Raw genomic sequence first — 24,679 nt, forward strand, 5'->3', positions numbered from 1 at the left:
CATGCCAAACCAACGCTGAAAGCAACGTTCGGTGCCGTTCTGTTAGGCGCTCTAAAGTAATCCCGCCGCCGGTGCTTATTCCGAGGGCAGTGAAGGGTTTCTCAATCGCGATGGTGTAACGGGAAGACATGAGGGGGCGTCCCGCGTCGGACCGATCCCGCCATCCGGTGGCTTTCGGCCTCGGATTTCGACTGTCCGGGGACCGACGACGATGCGCCTGCGACTGAGGTTGGATGGACGCGCCCCCCGCCGCTGGCATCTCCGCCTTCTGGAACGGCTCGCAGCACTTACCGGGCTCGAAGTGGAAGTCGACCGCTCGCCGGGGCCGGGGGGGCTGCCGGACAATGCCGCGCTGCTGTTCCGCCTCGAAGCTCTGCTGAACCGGCTGTCCCTCGGCGGTCTGTCCGCCCCCGTCCCGGGAAGCGCATTCGCTGCTTATCCCGAGCCCACGGCGGGCGCGTCCTGCATCCTCGATCTTTGCGGCGATGCGGAGGGCGGCCCGGACCTTCCGGTCTGGCGCCTCGGCTTCGACGGCGTGGCGGGAGAGGGCGCGCTTCTCGCGGCGCTTCTCGCCGGCCGCTCCCCCGTGGCGGCCCTTTCCACGGATGGCAGGATCATCGCCTCCGGGCGCTTCGGCGCCGAGGATCGCGGCACCATGCTCACCGCGTTCGAGGACGGGCTGATCCGCAGTATCACGCTCATCGTCGGCGCGCTTTCGGGCGCCCGGCCGCTTCTCCGGGACGGCGTCCCGGTGGCGCCGGAGGCGCCCGCCCTGACCGTGAAGACGATCGGCACCCGCGCCGCGAAGATGGCGGCGCGGCTCGTCGTCCGCCGCCTCTATTACCTTTGCTATCGCGCCCCCCATTGGCGCGTCGGCTGGCGTCGGTTGGCCGGCCCGGATCTCGTGGACCTGCGTGCGCATCCTTCGTCCGGCTGGCACGACCTGGCGGATGACGGCCTGCGATTCTACGCCGATCCGTTCGGGATCGAGCACGAGGGCCGTACCATCCTCTTCGTCGAGGATTTCCCGCACGCGACGGGCAAGGCGCTGATCTCGGCTGTGGCCTTCGATGGGAACGGACCCATCGGAACGCCGGTCCCCGTGCTGGAGGAGCCGTATCACCTGTCCTATCCGTTCGTGTTCGAGCGCGACGGGTCGTTCTGGATGATCCCGGAGAGCTGCGCCAACGGCACGGTCGACCTCTACCGGGCCACGGCCTTTCCGGGCGGCTGGGTCAAGGAAGCGACGCTGCTCAGCGGCATCACCGCCAGCGATCCGACCCTGCTGGAGCGGGACGGCCGCTGGTGGATGTTCGCGACGGTGCGCGATCAGGCCGCCGATGTCGGCGGAGGGACGGTGCTCGGCTCCTACCACGACAGCCTGCATCTCTGGTCGGCGCCGGACTTCCGAGGTCCCTGGACGCCGCACGCCCGCAATCCGGTCCTCATCGACATCGCCTCGGCGCGGCCGGCGGGACGCATCGTCGAACGGGACGGCGCCCTGATCCGCCCGGTCCAGGATTGCCGCCTGGGTTATGGCGAGGCCCTGGCGCTGGCGCGGATCGACCGCCTCGACGACGAGGGTTACGCGCAGACCGTGGAGACGATCCTGCGCTCGGGCCCGCTCTTTCCCGGCACCCGTCTCCACACCCTCAACCGGACTTCGACCTTCGAGTTCATCGACGGCTCGGCCCGCTCCCCCCGTTGGCGCAGGGGGCGATAGCCCGGCTCAGACGGTCTTGGTGCGCCCGATCGCCGGTCCGCGCGGCTTGGCGAAGGCCGTGCGCAGCAGGTGGAGGGCGTGCAGGCCGTAGCGGCCCACGCGGTTGCGCAGGCGCCGCAGGGTCCATACCGCACCGCTGCCGACCGTGATCTGGCGGGCATAGAGGCTCGCCTGAAGGCATTGCCGGTCGGAGGTCTGCTTGATCGGGTCGGCGTAGAATTCGGCGATCTTGTCCTTGCCCATTCCCTGGGTGGCGAACCAGCGCGGCAGATGCTCGGAGCAGAGCCGGTCGACATCGGTCAGCACCTTTCCGATCCCGGTCCCGGGGATCGGACAGGGGGTCAGGAAGGCGTCGCCGAGGAGCACGACCCCGTCGCGTTCCGCATCGGCCGCCTGGACGACGTCGATGGGGCGCATCTCCACGGGGCCCGTGACCGTGAGGTCCGGGCAGAGGCGGGCGAGGCCGGGCATGGCCTGCCGCATCAGCGCCTCGGGCGATTTGCGGAACTCCTTCACCCAGGGATCGGAGAGTGCGCGGTAGACGAAGAGATTGGCCCGCATCGTCGCGCCGATGGGAAAGAGCGTGACATAGGCCACCGCATTGTCCGCGCTCTCGCCGTAATAGGTGAGGGATTCGAAGCCGAAGGACGAGGGCGGGGCCGCCATGTCGAAGCCGAAGCACAGGGAGTGCTTCTCGCTGATCATGGTCCTGCCGATACCGACCTTGCGCCGGAGCACGTCGCCGAGGCCGGTGGCCAGGAGAACCAGCCGCGCGGTGCGCACGCTGCCATCGGCGAGGGTGACCGTCTGCCGTTCCGGGCCGGTCTCGATCTCCGCCACGCGCCCGATCACCAGGGGCGAGGAGGCGGGCAGGGCGCCGCGCAGGTCGTTGATGAGGGGCGTGTAATGGACGCCGTATTCGCGCACGGCATGCCGCGAGACCAGATGGCCGAAGCGCGTGACGCAGACCTCGTCCACCGGCGTCGTCACGGCCCGCGCCAGTTCGCCGAAGCCGAGCTTCTCGAACAGGTCCATCTGCGGCACGCCGAGCTTTTCCGCCCGGAAGTCGGGGGGATAGACCGCGTGAGTGTCGATGATCGCCGTGTCGTAACCGGCCCTGGTGAGCGCAATGGTCGCGGTAGTCCCGGCGAGGCCTGCTCCGATGACGATGACGTCGTGGTGGATCTCAGACATCCAGAACCTCCCGCCCGAGCCCGAATGGGCCGCCTCTCCTCCGCCCCGTGCGTCTGCCGTGCCATTTTGGCACCCATTCGCGGCGCAGGCGGGTCGGGACAACCCCTCGCAGCAGGGCATATGCCGCCCGCTCCGTCCCGATCAAGGTGCGCCGTCAGCCTAAAGAATCCGTGCGGTTAACACTGCAGTTTCGAGCCGGGCCGGCAAGTTACGTCGGCGAGTTACCTCGGCGAGTTACCTCGGCAAGTCGAGCCGCGCGCGAAGACCATGGAAGCTTCCGCGGTCGAGACGAAGCGTGCCGCCATAGAGTTCGGCCAGTTCCGTGGTGATCGACAGGCCGAACCCGTGGCCGGGCACGGTCTCGTCCAGGCGTTTGCCGCGCCCGAGAACCCCGGCGGCTGCGTCCGCGTCGAGGCCCGGCCCGTCATCCTCGACCGTGATGGTGACGCCCCGTTGGTTGAGCGCGGCAGCGATCCGGACCCGCGCCCGGCACCAGCGGCAGGCATTGTCGATGAGGTTGCCGAGCATCTCGTCGACGTCCTGGCCGTCGCAGGCCACCGCGATGCCGTCCGCCACCTCCACCGAAAAGGCGATGCCCTTCTCGGCATAGAGCCGCGCGAAGGTGGAGCGGAGATCGGCCACGGGCGCCTCCAGCGCCGTCCTCTCGCGGGTGGCCCCGCCCAGGGCCGCCGAGCGGGCGCGGCGCAGATGATGGCGGATCTGCCCGTCCATGCCCGAAACCAGAGTCGTGAGCCGGCCGTCGGGATCGCGCTCCCCGTCCCGCAGCGCCATGGTCAGGGTCGCGAGCGGCGTCTTCAATCCGTGGGCGAGGTTGGCCACATGGGTGCGTGCCCGTTCGAGATTCGCCGCGTTTTCGCCGAGCAGCGCGTTCACCTCGCGGACCAGGGGGCGGATCTCCGCCGGCTGCGTCTCCGGCACCTGTGCGCGCTTGCCCGCGCGAATCTCGGCGAGGTCCCGGCGCAGGCGTTCCAGCGGTCGGAGGCCCAGGCGCACCTGCACGACGAGGCCGGCGAGAAGGCAGAGGCCGAGCACGGCCAGGATCAGCGCCAGGGTGAGGCTCGCCTCGCGGACGGGGCCGCGCAGGGCCGCCACGGGCGCGGAAGCGACGATCGTCGCCGGGCCGATCCCCGCCGCATCCGGCAGGGCGAGGATGCGCAGGATCACCGGGTTGCCCCAGGGGTCGACGGCGTCGCCTGGGCGGGGACGGTCGCGGTGGCGGCCCCCGCCATCCGGCCGGTCGTCTTCCGGAACGGTGAGGTCGCGGCCTTCCAGGGAGCCGGAGCGGAGGAGCGCGTCGCCCTGCCGGACCTGCCAGGACCAGCCCGACCGGTCGCGGTCGAAGGGCGGGCCGTCGAGGTTGCGCCCGAGGGCGAGGCGGCCGTCGCGGCCCCGTTCCAGGCTGGAGGCGATGGCGACGATCTGGCTGTCGAGGCGGCTGTCGAGCTGGCCGCGCACGAAGCGGTGCAGGATGAAGCCGATGGCGACCCCCGCCACCACGAGGGCCACGGTGACGAGGACGAGGGCGGCGAGGATCAGCCGCCGCTGCAGGGAGCCGCGATGCGCATGAGGCGCCCCGTGGGGAGCCGGTCCGTGGGGAGGTCGCGGCCGGGTCATGCCGCCTCCCCCGGCACCAGTTGGTAGCCGTGGCCGCGCACGCCCTCGATCCGGGCCGGCGCGATCTTGCGGCGCAGGCGCGTGATGATGACCTCCACGGAGTTCGAATCGACCTCCGCGTCGCCGTCATAGACCCGCTCGATCAGCTGGCCACGGGGCACCACCCCGTCCTTGCGCAGGATCAGGCAGGAGAGCACCCGCCATTCGAGCCCGGTCAATTTCAGGGGTAGGCCATCCCGCTCGAACGTGCCGAGGCCGGCATCGTAGGTGAGAGGCCCGCAGACGATCCGGTTGGCCCCGTGCGCCGAGGCGCGGCGCACCAGGGCCCGCAGGCGGATGACGAGTTCCTCCACCCGGAACGGCTTCACGAGATAATCGTCCGCCCCCGCCTTGAAGCCCGCGACCTTGTCGCTCCAGCCGTCCCGCGCGGTGAGGATCAGCACAGGCACGGTCCGCCCGGCGGCCCGCCAGGCCTGAAGCACCGAGACGCCGTCGCGCTTGGGCAGGCCGAGATCGAGCACCACGGCGTCGTAGGTCTCCGTTTCGCCGAGATGCTGGCCGTCCTCGCCGTTGACCGCGTGGTCGAGGGCGAAGTTCTCGGCGCGCAGGGCCTTGGCGATCTCGGCGGCGAGGGCCGCATCGTCCTCCACCAGAAGGAGCTTCATCGGAATCCGTATCCTTGGGGATGCAGGGGCAGCCCCGGCGCCTACGCGCCGCGCTTTAACCGGGGCTGAACCGCGCGGTTCAGATCGGGTTGGAGGGGCGAGCCTAGAACGGCGTCAACCCGAGAGGGGATCCGCTTTTCCAGGACATCGACACCATGACGACCGAGAAGACCATCGACGGAACCGCCACCGAGATGCCGAGCCCCGCCGCCGCCCCGCGCCGCTCGCGCCGCGGCTGGATCGTCGGCGCCATCGCCGCTCCCCTCGCTTTCGGGGCCGTCGGCCTTTCCCTGGCGCAGAATACCGGCGTGACCCTCACCCCCGTCGCGCCGGTCACCGTCGCACAGCTCGCTCCTTCCGCCGCCATCGCGGCCAAGGGCGAGGTCGCGGAAATCTTCGGCAACAAGTTCATCCTGCAGGACGGCTCCGGCCGTGCCCTGGTCGAGACCGGCAAGCAGGGTGAAGGCGGCACGCTCGTTACCAAGGGTGAGGCAGTCACGGTGCAGGGCCGCTTCGAGAACGGCTTCCTCCACGCTACCCTCCTCACCCTGGCCGATGGCAAGACGGTGGTGCTCGGTCCGGCGCGCGGTCCGAAGCCCGGTGGCCTCGACTGGGCGAAGGACAAGGTCGGCCTCGGCCCCGAGATCGATGCACCCGCGCTCACCGCGAAGGTCGAGGCGGCCGGCTATTCCGACATCCGCGTCACCGGGCGCGGTCCGCGCCATCTCGACATGGCGGCCAAGGGCCAGGACGGGCGCGAGCGCCTGCTCCATGTCGGGTTCGACGGCGACATTCGCGAGAAGCGCAGCTTCTGACGATGACATTTCCCTCCCTCGGACCTCCGGGGGAGGGCTTGAGGCCTTCTCCATCATCGGGATCGACGACAATGCCAAAGACCGCGACCGCCACTGGAATCGTCTGGGCCGTCTTCGGCCATCGCCTCGCGCTGGAGGGGAACGGCACGAGGAGTCTCGCCGATCTCGGTCCCAAAGCGGTGTCGGAAGGGATGCCGAGGGTCGGCGACACCGTCACCGTCGAGGGCGAGGTCACGCCCTGCGAAATCAAGGTGTCCCGCCTCGTCCTCGCCGACGGCGCGGTGCGCATCATCGCGTGGCCGGAAAAGGGGCACGGCAAGGGCGATCCGGACACGGCGCTGCGCCTCGTCCGCGATGCCGGTTACCGCGTCGAAGGACCGCCGGTTCGCAAGCCGAGGCATTTCGAGATTCGCGGCATCCGGGACGGAGAGACCTTCGACGTCCATGTCCATGACGACCACGGAATCCGGAAAGAAAAGCGTATCGCGGTCTAGAAGCCGAGTATTCCACATACCGAATACACTGCTGATCTTGTCTGCCGTGCCGGGGCTTCGACGCTCACGCAGAATTCAATCCCCGCCGAGGAACCTTCATTTCGGGCTGGGGTTTGCCGCTCCGATCGACCCGAGGCCTTGGCTCCCGAGCCAGTGACACGTGCCGATCGGTCCCCTTCATGACCTGCTTCGAAAGATCGATCGGATGACGAGCGTGCCCGCCGCCGACCAGGATCGGGGTCGCGCCCCGTCGCAGCGGACGCTGCGCGGGCTCGATGCCCTCAACTTCTTCCTCGCCGACGTCCGGGACGGGCTCGGCCCCTATCTCGCCATCTACCTCATCGCCGTGCGCGGTCCCGACCAGGGCTGGAATGAGGCGACGACCGGAATGATCATGACGATCGCCGGCATTGCCGGGCTGATCGCGCAGACGCCGGCCGGGGCGCTGATCGACCGGACCAACCACAAGCGCGCCATCGTCATCGCCGGGGCGCTGGCTGTCACGGCGAGCTGCCTGCTCCTTCCCTTCGTCACGAATTTCTATCTGGTGGCCGCGACCCAGTCCGTCGCCGGCATCGCCGGGGCGGTGTTCCCGCCGGCGCTCGCCGCGATCACCCTCGGCGTGGTGGGGCCGAAGATGTTCTCCAAGCGCATCGGCCGCAACGAGGGCTTCAACCATGCGGGCAACGCGGTCTCGGCGGCCATTGCCGGATCGACGGCCTATTTCTTCGGGCCCATCGTGGTGTTCTGGCTGATGGCCGTGCTGGCGGTGCTGAGCGTCGGGGCCATGCTGATGGTGCCGGCCAAGGACATCGACGACGACCTCGCCCGCGGCCTCGACGAGACGGCGGGGGAGGGCGGCGAACAGGCATCCGGGATCAAGGCCCTGCTGCAGAACCGCACCCTGATGCTGTTCGCCCTGCTGGCCGCGATCTTCCACCTCTCCAATGCCGCAATGCTGACCTCGGTGGGCCAGTTGCTGACCAAGCTTTCGGGTAAGGAGAGCGCGACCTCGCTCATCTCGGTCTGCATCGTGGCCGCCCAGTTCGTCATGGTGCCGGTGGCGGTCTTCGTCGGCGCCAAGGCCGACGCGATCGGGCGCAAGCCGATCTTCCTCGTGGCCTTCGGCGTGCTCGCCATCCGGGGCGTGCTCTACACCTTCTCGGACAACCCGTTCTACCTCGTCGCCGTGCAACTCCTCGACGGGATCGGTGCCGGCATCTACGGCGCGCTCTTCCCCATCGTCGTCGCCGACCTCACCCGAGGCACCGGACGGTTCAACGTCTCGCAGGGGGCCGTCGCGACGACGCAGGGGCTCGGCGCCTCGTTCTCGGCGACGCTGGCCGGTCTCATCATCGTGTCGGCGGGCTATTCGACAGCGTTCCTGGTCCTGGCGGCAATCGCGGCGGCGGGGTTCGTCCTCTACCTCGTCGCCATGCCGGAGACCTACGGGTTCGAGCCACCGACCTCGGCCTCGAAGCCCCCGGGCTCGGGCGGGTCGGAGGCGATGGCGGTCTCCCCCGCCTGACGGCGAGTCCGGCAGGACCGAAGCCGTCCAAACCCTCCGAGTTTTCAGACGACGCGCCCCCCTTTTTTCATCACCCCGCCGGCTCGAGCCGTGGCCGGGCGCGTCACATGACGGGCCGTGAAGCGAGACATGCCATGACCCATCCCGCCATGACCCATCCCGCCATGACCCATCCCGCGAGCGCACGGGACGATATCCTCGCCTTCGCCCATATCGGCGATCTGCACCTCACCGAGGGGCATCTCGAGAACGCCCGCGATTTCCTCGCCATCGTCGCACAACTCGGCGCGGTCGAGGGGCTCGATTTCGCGTACCTGCCCGGCGACAACGCCGAGAACGGGCTGCCCGAGCAATATGCCCTCGTCCGCCAGGGCCTCCTGGGATTCTCGCTCCCCGTCCATGTCATCACGGGAGATCACGACATGGAGGGCGGCAGCCTCGATGCCTTCCATGCCGGCCTCGGCGCACGGCCACTTCCCTACGCCACCGACATCTCCGGCATTCGCTGCCTCTTCCTCGACATGTGCGGGCCGGGAACCGGCGGTCCGGATTTCCGCCTGGGCGACGCACAGCTCGCTTGGCTCGAAGGCGAAATCCAGCTGGCCGAGCGCGACGGTCTCGACTGCGCACTGTTCATGCACAGCTACCCCGCAGACCTGAAAGGCGAGGGCGAGGCCGTCCGCGTCGGCCATCTCGTCTCGCAGTCGCGCGTGCGCCTCGTGGAAATGGGCCACACCCATTACAACGAGCTCGCCAATGACGGTCGCACCATCTTCGCGGCCACGCGCTCCACCGGGCAGGTCGAGGAAGGGCCGGTCGGCTATGCCATCGCGGCGATCGATGGCGGCGTCGTCAGCTGGCGCTTCAAGGAACTGGCCGAGCCCTGGCCCTTCGTCCTCGTCACCGCCCCCGCCGACCGGCGCCTCGCCCATGACGACGCGCACCGGGTGCGCGACACGGTGGAGGTGCGCGCGCTCGTCCTCGGTGCCTCCGCCGTCACCGCTTGCGAGGTCAGCGTCGATGGCGGGCCGTGGCAGGCGATGACCCGCGCCGACGGCGACCGGCGTTACCGTGCGTCGATCCCCTGGGACGCGGCGGGGCGCCGCCTCACCGTGCGGGCCTCGGACGCGGCCGGGGGCACGGGGCAGGACGTCGTGGAGCCCGCCACCGACCGGTCCCGCTTGCCGGTCTCGAAGGGGATCGGCAGCGACGCGGATTCCATCGGCGCCTGGCCCGAGAAGGGCCTCCTCGGTACCCAGCTCGGACCCAATCGGAACGGCCGACACTGGTAGTCGTCACGCCGCTCCCTCGACCCTGACAGGATTTCGCCCGCCCATGTTCGCACTCCCCGTGACGCCGCATCTGGCGACCTGGATCATCGCCGGACTGGCGACAATCGGGGTCATCACCCGGCCCTTCGCCTGGCCGGAGGCTGTCTGGGCCGTGCTCGGAGCCGGGGCGCTGCTGGTGCTGGGCCTGATCTCGCCGGAAGCGGCCTGGGACGGCGTGCGCAAGGGGACGGATGTCTACCTGTTCCTCGTCGGCATGATGCTGCTCGCAGAGATCGCCAGGAAGGAGGGCCTGTTCGATTGGCTCGCCGGCATCGCCGTGCGCCAGGCCAGGGGGTCGGCGACGCGCCTGTTCCTGCTGGTCTACCTCGTCGGCACCGTGGTCACGGTGTTCCTCTCCAACGATGCCTGCGCCGTCGTGCTGACCCCGGCGGTCTATGCCGCGGCCAAGGCGGCGGAGGCCGAGCCGCTGCCCTACCTCTTCATCTGCGCCTTCATCGCCAATGCGGCGAGCTTCGTGCTGCCGATCTCGAACCCGGCCAACCTCGTCGTCTATGCCGCGCACATGCCGCCGCTCAGCGAATGGCTGGCGCGGTTCGCGCTGCCCTCGATCCTGGCCATCGTCGCCACCTACATCGTCCTGCGCCTGACCCAGAACTCCGTCCTGCGGCAGCAATTGCTCGCCCGGGACGTCGAGGCGACGCCCCTCTCGGGCACCGGCAAGGTCGCCGGTCTCGGCATCGTCGCCACCGCCGGGGCCCTCATCGCCGCCTCGGCCTACGATCTCGAACTCGGCCTGCCGACCTTCGTCGCCGGCCTCGCCACCACGCTCCTCGTCCTCGCGATCAAGCGGGGCGGAGCGGTGGAGGTCGTCAAGGACGTGTCCTGGGGCGTGCTGCCCCTGGTGGCCGGGCTGTTCGTGCTGGTCGAGGCCCTGGAGAAGACCGGTGTCCTGACCCTGCTCGCCGATCACCTCAAGCGGGCGGCACAAGCCTCGCCCGATGCCGCGGCCTGGGGCGGCGGAACCCTGGTGGCGGTGCTCTCCAACCTCGTCAACAACCTGCCGGCCGGCCTGATCGCGGGGGCGGCCGTGCAGCAGGCAGACGTCTCCGAGAAGGTCGCCGGGGCGATCCTCATCGGCATCGATCTCGGCCCCAACCTGTCGGTCACCGGATCGCTCGCCACCATCCTGTGGCTCACCGCCATCCGCCGCGAAGGGGAGGATGTCGGCTTCTGGCGCTTCCTCAAGCTCGGCCTGCTGGTGATGCCGCCGGCCCTCATCCTCGCCCTGGCCGGCCTGCTCCTCCTGCCCTGATCCCCCTCCGTTCCGAGGTCGACCCGACATGAACGCGGCCCTGCTCTATCCCTTCATCCTGGTCGCCGGCGCGCTTCAGGCGGCCGGCAATTCCATGAACGCGCGCCTGCGCGTGGCCCTGGTCAATCCGTGGCTCGCGGCCTCCGTCTCGTTTTCGCTCATCGTCTTCGTCTTCGTCACGCTGTTCGTGGTGATGCCGACGCCGCTGCCCAGCCTGGAACAGCTCGGCGGCATGCCGTGGTGGGCACCGTTGGGCGGGCTTGCCGGAGCGGTGGCGGTGTTCGGCGGCCTCGCCTTCGTCGACAAGGTCGGAGCCGGGCCGTTCAACGGGCTGCTCATCACCGCCAACATCCTGACATCGCTGGCCATCGATCATTTCGGCTGGCTCGGCATGCAGGCGAATCCGCAAGGGCTGCTGCACCTCCTCGGCGGCGGCCTGATGGTGGGCGGCATCGTCCTCATCGCCCGGTTCTGAGGCCTCCCGTCCGCACCGATGGAGATCCCACGCTCATGATCGGCCCCCTGTTCTATCCCTTCATCCTCGTCGCCGGCGCCCTTCAGGCCATCGGCGTCACCATGAACGCGGCGCTTCGCGGCGCGCTCGTCAATCCGTGGCTCGCGGCGGCGGTCTCGTTCCTGCCCATCGTCTTCGTCTTCGTCGCGATGCTGGCGATCCGTCCGGTCCCGCTCCCGACCCGCGACGACCTCGCGGGAATGCCGTGGTGGGCGCCGCTCGGCGGCATCGCCGGGGCGGTGGCGGTGTTCGGCGGCCTCCTCTTCGTCGACAAGGTGGGGGCCGGCGCCTTCAACGGGCTGCTCATCACCGCCAACCTGCTGACGTCGCTGGCCATCGACCATTTCGGCTGGCTCGGGATGCCGAAGCACCGCGCCGGCAAGGCACGGATCGCGGGCGCCGGGCTCATGGTGGCTGGAATCGTCCTCATCGCGGCGTTTTGACGGGGACATCCACCGGGATTTACCTGCGCGACCCCCGCGAGTCCTTGCCAGGGTTCGCTTTTTGGTGCCCGGACGTGCTATGTCCCGGCGATCCCGCCTGAAGCCGGTCCCGTGCGAAGGGTGTGTGGATCACCCTTCCTCGCTGCCGATCGCGGAATTTCACGTCCGCCGGCACTCGTCTCGATCGTCGACATGATGCGCCGCGCGAGCGGGCACGAGCGGTTCATCCGCCGCTGCCGCCTCCGCCCCGGCGAATGATGCGGTCGTTGCGCGGGCGGCGGGGCGAGGGGAGCCAGGAAGGACGACGATGAGCGACGAAACCGACGCCAGGACCCGGTCCGAAGAGCGCGCCGAGCGCGCGGAGCGGATGGCCAAGGAAGGCGCGCAGGCCATGGCGGAGCATCTGCAATCGGTGAAGGAGATCGACGAGCGCACCGTGAAGCTGCGCGCCCTTCGCCTCGCCAAGGAAGCCGCCGAGGCCGCGGAGAAGGCTGCCGCTCCCGCGCCGGCCCCCAAACGCAAGCGCTCCGCGAGCTGAGCCAGACAGCCTTACCAGGAAACCGACCCATGGCATTCGATCGGACCCGTCGCGCCAGCGACCCCCGCCAGGCGGCGGAAGCCGCCTTCAAGGCCGCCACCACCAAGGCGCCCGACACTCCCAAACCCGTCGAGCGCGCCCCCGCCGCGCCGCTCAGCCCGCCCGGTGCCCGCGAGATGGTGTCCCTGCGCCTCGACCGCGCCGTGCTGGAGCATTTCCAGAAGGACGGCCCAGGCTGGCAGGACCGGATCAACGCGGCGCTGAAGGGCATCGCCGGACTGTAGAGACCGGCCCGGTTCCGACAGCTCGCGGCTGCCGGAAAGTGCTTCTCTCCCGCGCCTATTCCCCCACGCCGAACAGCTTCTCCAGGAAATTCCGGTCGTCCTGGCTCGGCCCGCGGGCGCGCTGGTTGGCGGCGACGCGAGGCGGCGGGGCGGCGGATTGCGGCTCGCCGAGGAGGGCGCCGATGAGGCCTCCCGGTGCGGTGCCGGTGGTGGCGGGAACCTCCGCCGGGGCGCGGTTGCGCCAATGGTTGGCGCCCGGCAGCATCGTCGGAGTCTGGCCCTTGAGGGCCACGGTCATGTAGGTCTTCCAGATCTCGCCGGGCAGGTTGCCGCCGGAGACCTTCTTGGTGGATTCGCCGTCGTCGTTGCCGAGCCAGACGCCGGTGACGAGGGTCGACGAGTAGCCGATGAACCAGGCATCGCGGAAATCCTGGCTCGTGCCGGTCTTGCCGGCGAGGTCCCATCCCGGAACCTCGGCCTTCTTCGCGGTGCCCGAGACGAAGGTCTCGTGCATCATCGCGTTCATCATCGAGACGGTCTCGGCATTCATCACCCGGCCGAGATTGGTGTCCTTGCGCTGGTAGAGCGCCTTGCCCGTCGTGCTCTTCACGTTGGCGATGACGTAGGGGTTCACGCCCGTGCCGCCATTGGCGAAGGCGGCGTAGGCGCCCACCATTTCCAGCGGGGTCACTTCCGAGGTGCCGAGCGCCAGTGAGCCGTTGGCCTGCAGCGGCGAGGAGATGCCCAGGCGCTGGGCCGCCTGCACCACCGCCTTCGGGCCGACTTCCTGGCCGAGGCGCACGGCCACGGTGTTGAGCGACAGCGCCAGCGCCTCGCGCAAGGGGACCGGCCCGCGATAGTCGCGCGAATAGTTCTCCGGGTTCCAGCCCTTGATGCTGATCGGCGCGTCGTCGCGCACGGTGTCCGGGGTCAGGCCCCGCTCCACGGCGGCGAGATAGACGAAGGGCTTGAACGAGGAGCCCGGCTGGCGCTTGGCGGTGGTGGCCCGGTTGAACTGGCTCTGGGAATAATCGCGCCCGCCGATGAGCGCCCGGATCGCGCCGTCCGGCCTCATCGAGACCACGGCCCCCTGGGCGACGTTGTAGCGCGAGCCCTTCTGGTTCAGCTCGTCCACCAGTGCCTTCTCGGCCGCGCCCTGAAGGCGGGTGTCGACGGTGGTGGTGACGACGATGTCGGTGTCGAATTTCGGCAGGAAGTCGTCGAGGACGTCCATGACGAGATCGGCCACGTAATTGGCCGAGCCGCCGCCACGGCTGCTCGCCGGCCGTGCCGGTGTCGCCAGCGCCAGCTTCACCTCGGCGGGCTTGGCGAAACCGAGTTCCTCCATGGCCGCGAGCACCTGGGCCGCCCGCGCCTGGGCGGCGGGCAGGTTGCGGTTGGGCGCGAGACGCGAGGGCGCCTGGACGAGGCCGCCGAGCATGGCGGCTTCCGCCAGCGTCACCGCCTTGGCGGGCTTGCCGAAATAGCGCTGGGCGGCGGCCTCGATGCCATAGGCGCCGGCGCCGAAATAGACCCGGTTCAGGTAGAGTTCGAGGATCTCGTCCTTGGTGTAGCGGTGCTCCAGCCACAGGGCGAGGATCGCCTCCTGGATTTTTCGCGATGCGGAGCGCTCGGGCGTGAGAAACAGGTTCTTGGCGAGCTGCTGCGTCAGGGTCGATCCGCCCTGCGAGACGCCGCGGCGGGTGACGTTCTGGGCCACGGCGCGGGCGATGCCCACCGGGTCGACGCCGAAATGGCTGTAGAACCGCCGGTCCTCGATCGCCACGAAGGCGCGCGGCAGATAGGGCGGCAACTCGCCGATGCTCACCACCCGTCCGCCGGTCTCGCCGCGATTGGCCAGGAGCGAACCGTCGCTGGCGAGGATGGCGATGTTGGGCGGGCGCTTCGGAACGGCGAGCTGGTCGATCGGCGGCAGTTGCGAGGCGTGGTAGGCCACCAGCCCCGCGATGGCGATGACGCCCCACAGGCCGAGTACGAGGGTGCCATAGAAGAGACCGCCCAGGAACGAGCGCCGGCGCGGCTTCCGGGCCGGTGTCTTGGCCCGCGCCGAGGGGCGCCGGGGGCCTTCGCCCTGGCCGTTGCTGCTCGTCGCGCGTCTGCCCACACCGCCTCCGGCGCGATCGTCGCCGCTGAGCCGTAGGTCGAGGTCGCCGCGCCCACCGATGCGCCCTTCGGGCACGTCGAAGTTCGGCTCCTCCCGCCCGCGTCCCTTGCGTCCGTTCGCCATGCGTTTCGTCTGAACCTGTGAGCGCCTCGTGATCCGAGAGGCTCAGGTACCGCACGGTAAATACGGCGGGTTTAAGGGTTCCTAACCCGGATCGTTTTCGGGTTTTGAGATCATAGCGGAATGTTAACCGCTCGGCCGTGGCGGCTTGAATCGTGATTGCCGCTCTTTGAACCTCACCCGCAGTCTCCACGACCAAGACCGGAAAATGCGTTTCCGGAAACGATCGGTTTCCATCGTTTCTATTTCATTCCGCTCGAATGGGCCGGATAACGATGCCGGTGCGGACATGCCGGCTTTCTTCAAGACCTGGTGCCCCATGCGAGCGTATTTCCCGGCCCGATCGTGAGGGCCGATGGAGACGGTCGTGTGGATCCAGGCCGAGCTTGCCCTGTGAGCCGCGATACATTTGAGTCGGACCGAGCAGAAGGGAAACGGGCGATGAGCTGGCACAGTGCGGACGACCCGGCTCCGGGCGATCCTTTCTCCTGCGACGCGATCAAGACCCTGATCGTTCCCCGCTCGCGGGATCTCGGCTCGTTCTCCGTCCGGCGGGCCCTGCCGTCGACGCAGTGCCGGATGGTCGGTCCCTTCATCTTCTTCGACCAGATGGGGCCGTCCGAGTTCCTGCTCGGCCAGGGCATGGACGTGCGGCCGCATCCGCATATCGGCCTCTCCACCGTCTCATACCTGTTCGACGGCGAGATCATGCACCGGGACAGCCTGGGCACCGAACTGCCGATCCGTCCGGGCGAGCTCAACTGGATGACGGCCGGTCGCGGCATCACCCATTCGGAGCGGACCGGCGCCGGGCTGCGCCGGACCGGCTCGAAGCTGTTCGGCATTCAGGCCTGGGTCGCGCTCAGCGGCAAGGACGAGGAGACCGCCCCCGCCTTCGAACATTACGACGCGGATGCGCTGCCGATCCTTTCCGGCGAGGGCAAGATCGTCCGGCTGATCGCCGGCGAGGCCTTCGGCGCCAGATCGCCGGTGCGGACGTCGAGCCCGATGGTCTATGCCGACGTGATGCTCGAGGCCGGCGCCGTGCTGCCCTTCGACCCGACCTATGACGAGCGCGCGATCTACACCGTCTCCGGCGCCATCGACATTGCCGGCGACGGGTTCGGCCCCGGCCAGCTCCTCGTTTTCAATCCCGGCGACCGCATCAGCGTGCGGGCCACCGAGGCCGCGCGCTTCATGGTCCTGGGCGGCGAGCCCATGGACGGGCCGCGCCATCTCTGGTGGAACTTCGTCTCCTCGCGGCCGGAGCGGATCGAGCAGGCCAAGGAGGACTGGCGCCAGGCCCGGTTCGACACCGTGCCCGGCGAATCCGAGTTCATCCCCTTACCCGAATCGCCTCCGCCCGTGCGCTACCCCTGATGCGTGAAAACCGGGCGGGGCCGATGGGGCCTCGCCCGCGAATCCCCTCCGAGAGGACATGTCGACATCATGGCTGTTGAAGCATCCGGTGCCGCGAGTGAACTCGTCCAGGTCGTGGCGCTGCTCGCCGCCGGCGTCGTCGCGGTGCCTGTGTTCAAGCGGATCGGCCTCGGCTCCGTCCTCGGCTACCTCGTGGCGGGGCTCGCCATCGGCCCGTTCGGCCTCGGCCTGTTCTCGGATGCCCAAGCCATCCTGCATGTGGCGGAACTCGGCGTGGTGATGTTCCTGTTCATCATCGGGCTGGAGATGGAGCCGTCGCGGCTCTGGGGCATGCGGCGCGAGATCTTCGGCCTCGGCCTCGCCCAGGTCGGCGTCTGCATCGCCGCGCTCATGCTCGTCGGCATCGCCATGGGGTTCTCGCCTGCCATCGCGTTCGTGGCCGGCACCGGCTTCGTCCTCACCTCCACCGCCATCGTCATGCAGCTTCTCGAAGAGCGCGGGTCGCTCTCGACGCCGAAGGGCCAGCGCATCGTGGCGATCCTCCTGCTGGAGGACCTCGCCATCGTGCCGCTCCTCGCCATCGTCGCGCTGCTGGCCCCCGGCGGGCAGGCGACCGGCACGATGGACCGCGTCTATGGCATCGGCGTCGCCCTCGGGTCGGTGGCCGCCCTGGTGGCGGCCGGGCGCTGGCTGCTCAACCCGCTGTTCCGCCTGCTGGCCGCGGCCAAGGCCCGCGAGGTGATGACGGCGGCGGCCCTCCTCGTCGTGCTCGGCTCGGCCCTGGCCATGCAGCTCGGCGGGCTGTCCATGGCCATGGGCGCGTTCCTGGCGGGCGTCCTCCTCTCGGAATCGAGCTTCCGGCACCAGCTGGAGGCCGATATCGAGCCGTTCCGGGGCATCCTGCTCGGCCTGTTCTTCCTCGGCGTGGGCATGTCCCTCGACCTCACGGTCATCGCCGCGAACTGGGCGCTCATCCTCACGAGCGTCGCCGCCTACATGGTGGTGAAGAGCGTCGTCATCTACGCCGTCGCCCGCCTCCTGCGCGCTTCGCATCCCGAGGCGATGGAGCGTGCGGCCCTGATGGCTCAGGGCGGCGAGTTCGCCTTCGTGCTCTATGCCGCCGCCGCGAGCGCCGGCATCATCGACGGCACCACCAACGCGATCCTGACGGCGACGATCATCCTCTCCATGGCCCTCACGCCGCTGATGGTGATCGCCTTCGACCGCTTCGGCCCCAAGGCCTCGGTCTCCACGGAGGGTGTCGAGGTGCCGGAGAACCTCGTGGGCAGCGCCCTCATCATCGGCTTCGGCCGTTTCGGGCAGGTGGTGAGCCAGCCGCTGATCTCGCGCGGCTGCTCGGTCTCGATCATCGACACCAACCCCGCCTATATCCGTGTCGCCGAACAATTCGGCTTCAAGGTCTATTACGGCGATGGCACGCGTCTCGACATCCTGCACGCGGCCGGGGCCGCCACGGCACGGGCGATCCTGATCTGCATCGACGACCGCGAGGCCGCTCGGCGCATCGCCGAACTGGCGAAGGCCGAGTTCCCCCTCGTGCCCGTCCTCGCCCGCGCCCGCGACCGCGAGCACGCGATCGAGCTCATCCATGCCGGCGTCGCCTACCAGCTTCGCGAGACGCTGGAATCCGCCCTGGCCTTCGGCGAGCAGGCGCTCCTGGCCATCGGTGACGAGCCGGATTCCGCCAGCGCAGTCATGGCCGAAGTCCGCCGCCGCGATGCCGAGCGGCTCGATATGGAGACCGTGGGCGGGATCTATGCCGGGCGCGACCTGATTCGGGGGAATGCGGTGGAGGCCTGAGGCGTGGGGTCTCACACCTCCGGCGGAGCGTCGGGATTGCGCTCTTGGCGGTCGCGCTGCGCCGCCGCGCGGGCGAGGAGCAGCAACGTCACCGGGGTCGTCACGGTGAGGAACACGCCAATTAGCGCGTCGCGCAGGACGAGGCGGCCCTCGATCAGGGACAGGAGCAGCATCGAGCTCATGAGGATCAGCGCCATGCCCAGGGTCGCGCCCAGGGTGGGGGCATGGACGCGCTCGTAGAACGTCCGGAGGCGGATGAGGCCGAAGGCGCCGGTGAGCGAGAACCCCGCGCCGACGATCGCCAGCGCCACCACCAGCCACGCGGCCCATACGGGCAATTCGGCGCCGTTCACTGGATCACCTCGCCCTGCATCAGGAACTTCGCCAGCGCCACGGTGGCGGTGAAGCCGATCATGCCGAGGATCAGGGCGGCCTCGAAATAGAGGCCGCTGCCGGTGCGCATGCCGTGGACCACCACCGCCAGCATGCCGTTGAGATAGAGGGTGTCGAGACCGAGGATGCGATCCTGCGCGCGGGGGCCGCGCAGCATCCGCCATGCGGCGAGCGCCATGGCGAGAACCAGCATCCCCTGGGCAAAGCCGAGCCCCCAATCGAGAACGGTGTTGGCGCTCATGGGAGGAACCTCATGGGGCGAAAATCTGCATCAGGGGGCGCTCGTAGCGGTCCTTCACCCGCCGCACCCATTCCTCGCCATCCGTGTAGTCGAGCACGTGGATGAGTAGGCAGCCCGTGTCGGAATCGTACTGGACCCAGAGGGTGCCGGGCGTGCCGGTGAGGATGATCGACAGGATCGCGAGACCGAACGGCGCGCGCATGTCGAGGGGGATCGTGACGAAGCCGGTCCGCCGCTCGCCCCCGCGAAGCCCGAGGATGATGCGGGCGACATCGATGTTCGAGCGCACCATGTCGTAGAGCACGATCACGGCGAGCCGCGCGAGGATGCCGGGCGCGCGCACCCGCACCGAGGGAGGCCGTAGCGCCAGCATGACGGCGGGAACCATGAGGCCGACCAGCAGCGCCAGAAGGACGTTGCCCGGGGAGAGCGGCGCGTTCAGCAAGAGCCAGGTCGCGGCGAGGCAGGCCGACAGGATGGGGTAGGGCAGGAGGCGGCTCACGATCCACCGCCTTCCCGCGTCGGCCCGAGGACGGCGCGAACGTAATCCTGCGGCTGGGCCAGCCAGCGCACGGTGTCGTCGGCATAGGCGAGGGCCGGGCCGCCCCAGACGGCGAGGGCCACACAGGCGGCGAGCAGGCCGGCGAGAGCGGTGAATTCCGAGAGGCGCAGGACCGGCGGCGGGTCGTCGCTCGGAACCCAGAGGTTCTTGATCCCAAGCCGCACCATCGGCATCAGCGTGGCGAAGCTCGACAGGGTCAGCGCGGTGATGAGCCACCAGGCGGACGCGGTCATCGTGCCCGTGGTGAGCCCCGTGAAGATCGCGAGCTTGCCGACGAAACCGGAGAGCGGGGGAACCCCCGCCAACATCAGCGTGCAGACGAGGAAGCCGCTCCCGAGGAGCGCCACGGCCGCCGGGATCGCCCGGCCGATCTCGGTGGCGTCGGCATCGTCGAACGGGTCGCGGTACTCGTCGGCGAAGACGGCCTGGGCGGCCTCCAGCGGGTCGCGGCCGCGCTGGAGGATCTCGGCCAGCAGGAACAGGGCGCCCGCCGCGAGGGTGGAGCCGAGGAGGTAGTACAGGGCGCCCGAGAGCGCCCCGTCGTTGCCGCTCCCTAAAGCCGCCAGCACCGTGCCCGACGAGATCATCACCGCATAGCCCGCCGCCCGCGTGAGGTCGCGCGCGGCCAGGATGCCGATGGCGCCATAGGCCATCGTCGCGAGCCCGGCGGCGAGAATCCAGGTCTGTCCGAACCCCTCCGACAGGCCGGCCCCGAACAGCAGCAGGCTCAGGCGCACCACCACGTAGATGCCGACCTTGCTCAGGATCGCGAGAATCGCGGCCGCCGGCGCGCTCGCCGCCGCGTAGGTGGTGGGCAGCCAGAATCCGAGCGGCCAGGCGCTGCACTTGATGAGGAAGGCGATGCCGAGGATCGCGCAGCCGATTTCGAACAGGGCGAGTTCCCCCGCCTCCGGCGCGGCGAGCCGCCGGGCGAGGTCGGCCATGTTGAGGGTCCCCATCGTGCCGTAGATGAGGCTGACGCCGACGAGAAAGAACAGCGAGGCGACGAGATTGACCGCGATGTAGCCGAGGCCGGCCCGTATCCGCGTCTCGCCCGATCCGTGCAGGACGAGACCGTAGGAGGCGGCCAGCATCACCTCGAAGAATACGAACAGGTTGAACAGGTCTCCGGTGAGGAAGGCGCCGTTGACGCCCATCAGGAGCAGGAGGAACAGGCCGTGGAAGCGCGGCCCCGCCCGGCCCCAGCGGGCGAAGGAGAAGACCAGGGCGCACAGGCCCAGCACGCTGCCGAGCGCCAGCATGAGGGCCGACAGCCGGTCTGCCACCAGCACGATCCCGTAGGGCGCGGCCCAGTTGCCGAGGCGGTAGATCTGCGCGGCCTCGCTCGCGCGCCAGACGAGGATGAGGGATATGCCGAGGAGGGCCAGCACCGTGGCGAGGCTGAGCGCCCCTTTCAGCCGACTCCGGCGCTCGTCCATGAGGAACATCGCCCCGGCCACCGCGATCGGCAGAACGATGGGCAGGACGACGAGATGGTCGGTCCAGTCGCTGACCAGGGGGGCATTCAGAACCGTGGCGTTCATGGATGCGGGTTCTCTGGATTCGGCTCCGCCAGGTGCGGCTCGCGGCCGTCCACATGGTCGCTGCCGGTGATGCCGCGGGCGGCGAGCAGCACGACGAGGAAGAGCGCGGTGAGCGCGAAGCCGATCACCAGGGCGGTGAGGACCAGGGCCTGCGGCACCGGATCGTCCACGGAGACGATGTCGGCCCCGGCCCCGAGCACCGGCGGCGCGCCCACCGTCAGCCGGCCCATGGCGAAGATGAACAGGTTGACGGCGTAGCTCAGCAGCGAGATGCCGAGCACGACCTGGAAGGTGCGGGGACGCAGCATCAGCCAGATGCCCGAGGCGGCGAAGACGCCGATCCCCAGGGACAGCACGATCTCCATCAGGCGGGCTCCTTCTCGACGGCCCGCTCCGCCGCCGCCTCGACGGGGCGGGTGCGCCGCAGGGATTGGTGCGCCAGGGCGACGAGCATCAGCGCGCTCGCGCCCACCACCAGCACCATGATCCCGAGATCGAACAGCAGCGCGCTCGCCACCGGGACCTTGCCCAGGAGCGGCGGCTTCCAATAGGCGAAATAGGCGGTCAGGAACGGACGCCCGAACAGCCAGGAGCCGGCGCCGACCGAGACGGAGACCAGCAGGCCGATGCCGATCCACGAGATCGGCTGGATCCGCAGCCGCTCTTCGACCCACTGCGCGCCCTGGGCCATGTATTGCAGCATGAAGGCGATGGTGAGCGCGATGCCCGCTGCGAAGCCGCCGCCCGGCAGGTCGTGGCCGCGCAGGAACAGGTGCAGGGCGAGGAGGACGATGAAAGGGAACAGCCACGTCATCACCACGCGGGGGACGAGGAGAGCATCGGCGGTGGTGTCGCCGAGCTCGCGACCCTCGCGGGCATCGTCATAGGCGTCGTGGTTCACCTGCTGCTTGGGAGGACCGAGACTGTCCGAAGCGGGGCGAAAGCGGCGAAGGAGCGCGAACACCGTCAGGCCGACGATGCCCAGCACGCAGATTTCGCCGAGCGTGTCGAAGGCCCGGAAATCCACCAGCAGCACGTTGACGACGTTGCGCCCGCCCGCCTGCGGGTAGGCCTCCTCGATGAACCAGCGGGCGATCCCGTCGACGGCGGGCCGGGTCATCACCGCGTAGGCCAGCCCGGCGAGCCCGATGCCGGCAAAGGCGGCGATGCCGAGATCGATGAGCCGGCGCCGGCGGGACCGCGTTCTCTCCCAAGCCGGCGTCGGAATCGCTGCGTTGCGCTTGGGCAGCCAGCGCAGGCCCAGAAGCAGCAGCACGGTGGTGACGATCTCCACCAGGATCTGCGTCACCGCGAGATCCGGGGCGGAGAGCCAGAGGAAGGTGAGGCTGCTCACGAGCCCCGCCCCGCCGACGAAGATGGCGGCGGACAGCCGGTGGTACTTCGCCCGCTCCGCCGCGCCGATGGCGCAGGCCGCGCCCACGAGCCACATCAGCGCGAAGGCCGGATCGAACTCCGTGGTCTTGCCCGGCGCGAACAGGTCGAGGCCCCGTGCCGCTCCCGTCACTACGGCGGCCAGGAGCACGGTGAGGAAAAGAATGCGCAACTGCGCCTGGAGGCGCTCGGCGCCGAGCCCGGCTTCCAGGCGGCGCGCGCCGTTCACGAGGCCGGTCATGGTCCGCTCGAACAGCCAGCCGCCGTCGATCCGGTCCATCAGCCAGGGTCCGCCGCGGGGGTTGGTGTTGATCCGCCGCCCGAACGCAACATAGAGCGCGATGCCGCCCAGCAGCGCCACCATGCTGAGCGCCAGCGGCGCGTTGAAGCCGTGCCAGATGGCGAGGTCGTAATCGGGGGTCCGCTCACCCAGGACCGCCCGGACCGCGCCTGCAAGGAGGGGGCCGATCGTCAGGTTCGGCACGAGGCCGATGGCGACGCAGACGAGGACGAGGAGCTCGATCGGGATGCGCATCCAGCGGACCGGCTCGTGGGGCGCGTGCGGCAGGTCGTGCGGGGCGGGTCCGAAGAAGGCCTGCCGGATGAAGCGCACGGAATAGAGCATGGTGAAGGCGCTCGCCAACGTCGCCAGTACCGGCAAAGCGAGGTTGAGCAGGTGGCCGTCCGCGTTGTCGACCGCCTCCGCCAGGAACATCTCCTTCGACAGGAAGCCGTTGAGGAGCGGCACGCCCGCCATCGCGGCGGCGGCGACCATCGCCAGGGTGGCGGTATAGGGCATGGCCTGCCACAGGCCGCTGAGGCGGCGCATGTCGCGCGTCCCGGTCTCGTGGTCGATGATGCCCACCGCCATGAACAGCGAGGCCTTGAACGTCGCGTGATTCACCGTGTGGAAGATCGCCGCCACGACGGCCAGCGGTGAATCGAGGCCGAGGAGCAGGGTGATCAGCCCGAGATGGCTGATGGTGGAATAGGCGAGCAGACCCTTGAGGTCGTGCTGGAAGATCGCGCTCCACGCGCCCACCAGCATCGTGATCATGCCGGCGGTGCCGACGATCCAGTACCAGGCCTCGGTGTCGGCCAGCACCGGCCAGAACCGGATCATCAGGAAGATGCCGGCCTTCACCATGGTGGCCGAATGCAGGTAAGCGCTGATCGGCGTCGGTGCCGCCATGGCGCGCGGCAGCCAGATGTGGAACGGGAACTGCGCCGACTTCGTCAGCGCGCCGGCCAGCACCAGGACCAGGGCCGGCAGGTAGAGCGGATTGTTGCGGATCGCGTCGCCCGAGGCGAGCACCGCCGAGAGGTCGTAGCTGCCGACGATCTGCCCGATGAGCACCAGACCGACGAACAGGCAGAGGCCGCCCGCCGCCGTGATGGTCAGCGCCATCCGCGCGCCGTCCCGTGCGGAGGCGTTGTCGGACCAATAGCCGATGAGCAGGAACGAGACGATGCTCGTCAATTCCCAGAAGACGAAGAGCTGGATCAGGTTGCCCGAGAGCACGATGCCCAGCATCGCGCCGACGAAGGCGAGGAAATACGAGAACAGACGCGGCACCGGGTCCGCTTCCGCCATGTAGTAGCGCGCATAAAGCACCACGAGCGCGCCGATTCCGAGCACCAGGACGGCGAACAGCCAGGACAGCCCGTCGAGCCGCAGCACGAACCGGACGCCCAGCGTCGGCAGCCAGTCCACCGCCCAGATGACGGGGGCCGGGCCGGCGACGGCGGGGTAGAGCAGCCCGATGCAGGCGAGGCAGGTCACCATCACGACACCCGCAACGATCGCGGCGGCGTTGCGTGCGTGGCCCGGCAGGCAGATCGCTACGACACTGCCGAGGAAGGGCAGGATGGCGGCGGTGGCGAGGAGCAGGTGAGGCGGCATCGGCTCGGGCAAGACCCTCGTTGGGCGGGACCGCCATCCATGGGGTGTGGAGGGGATCCCGGCGAAGCGAAGAGCGGAGCGCTCGCGCGGATAAGCTGCGGTATAGGCTGCAACATCAGACGTGGCGAGGGCGGAGAGCCGCGAGATTCCGGGAATTACCGCGACATCGAAGGCACTTCCGCCCTGTTCCCGCCGGCCTATTCCCGTCGGCGCGACACCGGCTTGCTGAGATAGGCCGATCCCGCGAGGAGGAAGCGCCAGGGGGTATCCGCCCCACGCGTGATGCCGATGCGGCGGTCGGCCACGATGTCCGGCGTTGCGCTCCGTCGCTCCAGTTGGAAGGGCGGCCGGTCGAGGGGGAGGCCGTCGTGCAGGCTCGACACCGCCAGGGCCTGACACAGGCGGCCCGGCCCCGCGCAGAGGAGGCGGAGCGCGTCGAGCCCGCGCCGCTCGCGCATGGTCTCGATCCCCTGGCCCGGCTCGAGCGCGCGGATCAGTACCGCGCTCCCCGGTTCGCAGACGAGGTTGAGGCACCAATGCATGCCGTAGGAGCGGTAGACATAGGCATGGCCCGGCGGCCCGAACATGCTCGCATTGCGCCGGGTCGGGCCGTTGAAACTATGGGAGGCGGGGTCGCTCCGGTCATAGGCCTCGGTCTCGACCACGAGCCCGCCGATCCCGGAGACGAGGAGGCGGCATCCGATCAGGTCTGAGGCGACCGCCGCCGCCGGCCGCGCATAGAAATCCGCCCCGAGGCTCAC

The 24,679-nt window shown here is 69.4% G+C and carries 21 protein-coding genes and 1 pseudogene; 11 read left to right on the forward strand and 11 right to left on the reverse strand.

Annotated features, from left to right (window positions below):
• Positions 1–211 precede the first annotated feature (211 nt).
• Positions 212–1,723, forward strand: a complete 1,512-nt coding sequence (locus tag MBTS_RS15045) for a glucosamine inositolphosphorylceramide transferase family protein (RefSeq protein WP_192215949.1) — start codon at positions 212–214, stop codon at positions 1,721–1,723.
• A gap of 6 nt (positions 1,724–1,729) precedes the next feature.
• On the opposite strand, the gene MBTS_RS15050 is transcribed toward MBTS_RS15045, so the two are convergent.
• The 3 genes from MBTS_RS15050 to MBTS_RS15060 all read right to left on the reverse strand — a co-directional run bounded on the left by MBTS_RS15050 (position 1,730) and on the right by MBTS_RS15060 (position 5,217).
• Positions 1,730–2,917 (reverse strand): FAD-dependent oxidoreductase, encoded by a 1,188-nt coding sequence (locus MBTS_RS15050; RefSeq protein WP_192215950.1) that lies wholly within the window; start codon positions 2,915–2,917, stop codon positions 1,730–1,732.
• A gap of 234 nt (positions 2,918–3,151) precedes the next feature.
• Positions 3,152–4,552 carry an ATP-binding protein gene (locus MBTS_RS15055; protein WP_192215951.1) on the reverse strand — a complete coding sequence of 467 codons (1,401 nt, stop codon included), beginning with the start codon at positions 4,550–4,552 and terminating at the stop codon, positions 3,152–3,154.
• Positions 4,549–5,217: a response regulator gene (locus tag MBTS_RS15060; protein ID WP_056147747.1), complete on the reverse strand. Its 669-nt coding sequence runs from the start codon at positions 5,215–5,217 to the stop codon at positions 4,549–4,551. The genes MBTS_RS15055 and MBTS_RS15060 overlap by 4 nt, the downstream gene beginning before the upstream one ends.
• A 155-nt stretch (positions 5,218–5,372) precedes the next feature.
• Here MBTS_RS15060 and MBTS_RS15065 point away from each other — a divergent pair, with 155 nt between their 5' ends.
• From MBTS_RS15065 to MBTS_RS15105, 8 genes and pseudogenes are all read left to right on the forward strand, one after another.
• Entirely contained in the window at positions 5,373–6,032 is a 660-nt protein-coding gene (locus MBTS_RS15065) for a DNA-binding protein (RefSeq protein WP_147831065.1), read from the forward strand.
• Positions 6,033–6,103: 71 nt separating this feature from the next.
• A complete protein-coding gene (locus MBTS_RS15070; RefSeq protein ID WP_147831063.1) occupies positions 6,104–6,526 on the forward strand; it encodes a type 2 periplasmic-binding domain-containing protein in 423 nt (140 codons plus the stop codon).
• 205 nt (positions 6,527–6,731) lie between these two features.
• The gene (locus MBTS_RS15075) at positions 6,732–8,054 is read left to right on the forward strand and encodes an MFS transporter (RefSeq protein ID WP_192215952.1); all 1,323 of its coding nucleotides are present in this window, start codon (positions 6,732–6,734) and stop codon (positions 8,052–8,054) included.
• A gap of 134 nt (positions 8,055–8,188) precedes the next feature.
• Positions 8,189–9,346 carry a metallophosphoesterase gene (locus tag MBTS_RS15080; RefSeq protein ID WP_238254275.1) on the forward strand — a complete coding sequence of 386 codons (1,158 nt, stop codon included), beginning with the start codon at positions 8,189–8,191 and terminating at the stop codon, positions 9,344–9,346.
• 43 nt (positions 9,347–9,389) lie between these two features.
• Positions 9,390–10,658, forward strand: coding sequence for an arsenic transporter (locus MBTS_RS15085; protein WP_192215953.1), 1,269 nt, complete (start codon positions 9,390–9,392; stop codon positions 10,656–10,658).
• 28 nt (positions 10,659–10,686) lie between these two features.
• Positions 10,687–11,615: pseudogene (locus tag MBTS_RS24255) on the forward strand (DMT family transporter).
• Positions 11,616–11,922: 307 nt separating this feature from the next.
• Positions 11,923–12,153, forward strand: a complete 231-nt coding sequence (locus MBTS_RS15100; protein ID WP_018041817.1) for a hypothetical protein — start codon at positions 11,923–11,925, stop codon at positions 12,151–12,153.
• 29 nt (positions 12,154–12,182) lie between these two features.
• Positions 12,183–12,437, forward strand: coding sequence for a BrnA antitoxin family protein (locus MBTS_RS15105; protein WP_056147723.1), 255 nt, complete (start codon positions 12,183–12,185; stop codon positions 12,435–12,437).
• 55 nt (positions 12,438–12,492) lie between these two features.
• On the opposite strand, the gene MBTS_RS15110 is transcribed toward MBTS_RS15105, so the two are convergent.
• A complete protein-coding gene (locus MBTS_RS15110; protein WP_192215955.1) occupies positions 12,493–14,685 on the reverse strand; it encodes a transglycosylase domain-containing protein in 2,193 nt (730 codons plus the stop codon).
• 438 nt (positions 14,686–15,123) lie between these two features.
• Here MBTS_RS15110 and MBTS_RS15115 point away from each other — a divergent pair, with 438 nt between their 5' ends.
• Both MBTS_RS15115 and MBTS_RS15120 read left to right on the forward strand, forming a co-directional pair.
• Positions 15,124–16,062 carry a pirin family protein gene (locus MBTS_RS15115; RefSeq protein ID WP_056160867.1) on the forward strand — a complete coding sequence of 313 codons (939 nt, stop codon included), beginning with the start codon at positions 15,124–15,126 and terminating at the stop codon, positions 16,060–16,062.
• A 69-nt stretch (positions 16,063–16,131) separates the two neighbouring features.
• Positions 16,132–17,883 carry a monovalent cation:proton antiporter-2 (CPA2) family protein gene (locus MBTS_RS15120; RefSeq protein ID WP_056160868.1) on the forward strand — a complete coding sequence of 584 codons (1,752 nt, stop codon included), beginning with the start codon at positions 16,132–16,134 and terminating at the stop codon, positions 17,881–17,883.
• Between the two features lie 11 nt (positions 17,884–17,894).
• Here the strand turns inward: MBTS_RS15120 and mnhG are convergent, their stop codons facing one another.
• The 7 genes from mnhG to MBTS_RS15155 all read right to left on the reverse strand — a co-directional run bounded on the left by mnhG (position 17,895) and on the right by MBTS_RS15155 (position 24,679).
• Positions 17,895–18,236, reverse strand: coding sequence for a monovalent cation/H(+) antiporter subunit G (gene mnhG, locus MBTS_RS15125; RefSeq protein ID WP_018041824.1), 342 nt, complete (start codon positions 18,234–18,236; stop codon positions 17,895–17,897).
• Positions 18,233–18,517, reverse strand: a complete 285-nt coding sequence (locus MBTS_RS15130) for a K+/H+ antiporter subunit F (RefSeq protein WP_018041825.1) — start codon at positions 18,515–18,517, stop codon at positions 18,233–18,235. Before MBTS_RS15130 ends, mnhG begins: the two co-directional genes overlap by 4 nt.
• A 10-nt stretch (positions 18,518–18,527) precedes the next feature.
• On the reverse strand, positions 18,528–19,019 hold the full coding sequence (locus tag MBTS_RS15135; protein WP_056147712.1) for a Na+/H+ antiporter subunit E: 492 nt from the start codon (positions 19,017–19,019) through the stop codon (positions 18,528–18,530).
• Entirely contained in the window at positions 19,016–20,623 is a 1,608-nt protein-coding gene (locus MBTS_RS15140; protein ID WP_056147709.1) for a monovalent cation/H+ antiporter subunit D, read from the reverse strand. The genes MBTS_RS15135 and MBTS_RS15140 overlap by 4 nt, the downstream gene beginning before the upstream one ends.
• Positions 20,620–20,988 carry a Na+/H+ antiporter subunit C gene (locus MBTS_RS15145; protein ID WP_018041828.1) on the reverse strand — a complete coding sequence of 123 codons (369 nt, stop codon included), beginning with the start codon at positions 20,986–20,988 and terminating at the stop codon, positions 20,620–20,622. The genes MBTS_RS15140 and MBTS_RS15145 overlap by 4 nt, the downstream gene beginning before the upstream one ends.
• Complete coding sequence (locus tag MBTS_RS15150; protein WP_192215956.1) at positions 20,988–23,918, reverse strand: monovalent cation/H+ antiporter subunit A; 2,931 nt, start codon at positions 23,916–23,918, stop codon at positions 20,988–20,990. The genes MBTS_RS15145 and MBTS_RS15150 overlap by 1 nt, the downstream gene beginning before the upstream one ends.
• Positions 23,919–24,115: 197 nt before the next feature.
• Positions 24,116–24,679 carry a DNA-3-methyladenine glycosylase gene (locus MBTS_RS15155; protein WP_192215966.1) on the reverse strand — a complete coding sequence of 188 codons (564 nt, stop codon included), beginning with the start codon at positions 24,677–24,679 and terminating at the stop codon, positions 24,116–24,118.

Origin of the sequence: Methylobacterium bullatum (assembly GCF_014845095.1) — a bacterium.
GTDB classification, from domain to species: Bacteria; Pseudomonadota; Alphaproteobacteria; order Rhizobiales; family Beijerinckiaceae; genus Methylobacterium; species Methylobacterium bullatum.

Coding starts and splice junctions, on each gene's coding strand:
- MBTS_RS15045 (WP_192215949.1), top strand. CDS start 212: ATGCGCCTGCGACTGAGGTTGGATGGACGCGCCCCCCGCCGCTGGCAT.
- MBTS_RS15050 (WP_192215950.1), bottom strand. CDS start 2,917: ATGTCTGAGATCCACCACGACGTCATCGTCATCGGAGCAGGCCTCGCC.
- MBTS_RS15055 (WP_192215951.1), bottom strand. CDS start 4,552: ATGACCCGGCCGCGACCTCCCCACGGACCGGCTCCCCACGGGGCGCCT.
- MBTS_RS15060 (WP_056147747.1), bottom strand. CDS start 5,217: ATGAAGCTCCTTCTGGTGGAGGACGATGCGGCCCTCGCCGCCGAGATC.
- MBTS_RS15065 (WP_147831065.1), top strand. CDS start 5,373: ATGACGACCGAGAAGACCATCGACGGAACCGCCACCGAGATGCCGAGC.
- MBTS_RS15070 (WP_147831063.1), top strand. CDS start 6,104: ATGCCAAAGACCGCGACCGCCACTGGAATCGTCTGGGCCGTCTTCGGC.
- MBTS_RS15075 (WP_192215952.1), top strand. CDS start 6,732: ATGACGAGCGTGCCCGCCGCCGACCAGGATCGGGGTCGCGCCCCGTCG.
- MBTS_RS15080 (WP_238254275.1), top strand. CDS start 8,189: ATGACCCATCCCGCCATGACCCATCCCGCCATGACCCATCCCGCGAGC.
- MBTS_RS15085 (WP_192215953.1), top strand. CDS start 9,390: ATGTTCGCACTCCCCGTGACGCCGCATCTGGCGACCTGGATCATCGCC.
- MBTS_RS15100 (WP_018041817.1), top strand. CDS start 11,923: ATGAGCGACGAAACCGACGCCAGGACCCGGTCCGAAGAGCGCGCCGAG.
- MBTS_RS15105 (WP_056147723.1), top strand. CDS start 12,183: ATGGCATTCGATCGGACCCGTCGCGCCAGCGACCCCCGCCAGGCGGCG.
- MBTS_RS15110 (WP_192215955.1), bottom strand. CDS start 14,685: ATGGCGAACGGACGCAAGGGACGCGGGCGGGAGGAGCCGAACTTCGAC.
- MBTS_RS15115 (WP_056160867.1), top strand. CDS start 15,124: ATGAGCTGGCACAGTGCGGACGACCCGGCTCCGGGCGATCCTTTCTCC.
- MBTS_RS15120 (WP_056160868.1), top strand. CDS start 16,132: ATGGCTGTTGAAGCATCCGGTGCCGCGAGTGAACTCGTCCAGGTCGTG.
- MBTS_RS15130 (WP_018041825.1), bottom strand. CDS start 18,517: ATGAGCGCCAACACCGTTCTCGATTGGGGGCTCGGCTTTGCCCAGGGG.
- MBTS_RS15140 (WP_056147709.1), bottom strand. CDS start 20,623: ATGAACGCCACGGTTCTGAATGCCCCCCTGGTCAGCGACTGGACCGAC.
- MBTS_RS15145 (WP_018041828.1), bottom strand. CDS start 20,988: ATGGAGATCGTGCTGTCCCTGGGGATCGGCGTCTTCGCCGCCTCGGGC.
- MBTS_RS15150 (WP_192215956.1), bottom strand. CDS start 23,918: ATGCCGCCTCACCTGCTCCTCGCCACCGCCGCCATCCTGCCCTTCCTC.